2 protein-coding genes and 1 pseudogene are annotated in these 2,184 nt (G+C 68.4%); 1 reads left to right on the top strand and 2 read right to left on the bottom strand.

Going from position 1 to position 2,184, the window contains the following annotated elements:
- Positions 1-65, bottom strand: a 65-nt coding sequence (locus GA0115259_RS42690; RefSeq protein ID WP_370747346.1) for an acyl-CoA carboxylase epsilon subunit, incomplete at its 3' end; no start/stop codon positions are given.
- Positions 66-86: 21 nt separating this feature from the next.
- Positions 87-1,727: an acyl-CoA carboxylase subunit beta gene (locus GA0115259_RS05190; RefSeq protein WP_202449683.1), complete on the bottom strand. Its 1,641-nt coding sequence runs from the start codon at positions 1,725-1,727 to the stop codon at positions 87-89.
- A 116-nt stretch (positions 1,728-1,843) separates the two neighbouring features.
- Here GA0115259_RS05190 and GA0115259_RS05185 point away from each other — a divergent pair.
- Positions 1,844-2,184 (top strand): annotated as a pseudogene (locus tag GA0115259_RS05185) (biotin--[acetyl-CoA-carboxylase] ligase); the annotation flags it as partial.

Raw genomic sequence — 2,184 nt, 5'->3', positions numbered from 1 at the left:
TGGACCACCGCCAGCGCGGCGGCCAGCTCCTCCCGCGTCGGCTTGCCCCGTAGGACCTTGATCATCTGCGGCTCCTTCCCGGAGTCCTAGAGCGGGATGTTCCCGTGCTTCTTCGGCGGCAGGCTCTCCCGCTTCGTACGGAGCTGGCGCAGGCCCTTGACGATATGCGCGCGGGTGTCCGAGGGCATGATCACCGCGTCGACATAGCCGCGCTCGGCCGCCGCGTACGGATTGAGCAGCGCGTCCTCGTACTCCTGGATGAGCCGGGCGCGCGCCGTCTCCTGCGCCTCCTCGTCACCGGCCGCGGCGATCGTACGGCGGTGCAGGATGTTCACCGCGCCCTGGGCGCCCATCACCGCGATCTGCGCGGTCGGCCAGGCCACATTGAGATCGGCGCCGAGATGCTTGGAGCCCATGACGTCGTACGCGCCGCCGAAGGCCTTGCGGGTGATCACCGTGATCAGCGGGACGGTGGCCTCCGCGTAGGCGTAGATCAGCTTGGCGCCGCGCCGGATGATGCCGCCGTACTCCTGGTCCACGCCCGGCAGAAAGCCCGGGACGTCCACGAAGGTCAGCACCGGGACATTGAAGGCGTCGCACGTACGGACGAAACGTGCGGCCTTCTCCGAGGCGTTGATGTCCAGACAGCCCGCGAACTGCATCGGCTGGTTGGCTACGACACCGACCGGGAAGCCCTCGACACGGCCGAAGCCGGTGATGATGTTCGGCGCGAAGAGTGCCTGCGTCTCCAGGAACTCGCCGTCGTCCAGCACATGTTCGACGGCGATGTGCATGTCGTACGGCTGGTTGGCGGAGTCCGGGATCAGCGTGTCGAGTTCACGGTCCTCGGCGGTCGTCTCCAGAGCGGCCTGCTCCGGGAAGGCGGGAGGCTCGGAGAGATTGTTCGACGGGAGGTACGAGAGCAGCGACTTGACGTACTCGATCGCGTCCTTCTCGTCGCCCGCCATGTGGTGGGCGACACCGGAGGTGGTGTTGTGCGTACGGGCGCCGCCCAGCTCCTCGAAGCCCACGTCCTCGCCGGTCACCGTCTTGATGACGTCCGGGCCCGTGATGAACATGTGCGAGGTCTGGTCGACCATCACCGTGAAGTCGGTGATCGCCGGTGAGTAGACCGCGCCGCCCGCGCACGGGCCGACGATCAGACTGATCTGCGGCACCACACCCGAGGCATGCACATTGCGGCGGAAGATCTCGGCGAAGAGACCGAGCGCGGCCACGCCCTCCTGGATACGGGCGCCGCCGCCGTCGTTGATGCCGATGACCGGACAGCCGGTCTTCAGCGCGAAATCCATCACCTTCACGATCTTCTCGCCGTAGACCTCGCCGAGCGAGCCGCCGAAGATCGTGAAGTCCTGCGAGTAGACACAGACCGGACGGCCGTCGACCGTGCCGTAACCGGTGATGACACCGTCTCCGTACGGGCGGTTCTTCTCGATGCCGAAGGCCGTGGAGCGGTGCCGGGCGAACTCGTCCAGCTCGACGAACGAGCCCTCGTCGAGCAGCAGACCGATCCGCTCGCGCGCCGTCAGCTTGCCCTTGGCGTGCTGCTTCTCCACCGCGCGCGCGGAGCCCGCGTGGGTGGCCTCCTCGATACGGCGCCGGAGGTCCGCGATCCTGTCCGCGGTGCTGTGGGCCGCGGCGGTCCCTGTGGACACGTCCGCGGCGGTTCCGGTGGCGGTTCCGTGGGCGATTTCCGGCTCGGACATCGGGATGCGGCTCCCTGCGGGTCACGGATTCGGGTGTTCCGGTGCTACTGATCCGTAGCGTATCGGCGTGGATACCGTTCGGCAGTGCGGTGTTTGCCACACCTAGGGTGGCTTGCATGAACGACTCAGACACCCCGGTGAGCCGCTGGTCCGACCTCGACCGTCCACCTCTCAACGCTAGCGCGCTGCGCCGCGGGCTGATCAGGTCCGGAGGTCTGTGGACCACGCTCGACGTGGTTGCCGCGACCGGCTCCACCAATACCGATCTGGCCGGACGGGCCGCGGCGGGCCTGGCCGAGGGCGCGGTGCTGGTGGCCGAGGAGCAGACGGCGGGACGTGGCAGGCTGGACCGGCGGTGGACGGCGCCGGCCCGCTCCGGCCTCTTCTTCTCCGTACTGCTCAGACCGGGACCCGAGGTGCCGGTCCGCCACTACGGCTGGCTGCCGCTGCTGACCGG

The organism is Streptomyces sp. MnatMP-M17 (genome assembly GCF_900091995.1).
GTDB lineage: Bacteria > Actinomycetota > Actinomycetes > Streptomycetales > Streptomycetaceae > Streptomyces.
This window is presented reverse-complemented; position numbering and strand designations above follow the sequence as displayed.

Coding starts and splice junctions, on each gene's coding strand:
- GA0115259_RS05190 (WP_202449683.1), bottom strand. CDS start 1,727: ATGTCCGAGCCGGAAATCGCCCACGGAACCGCCACCGGAACCGCCGCG.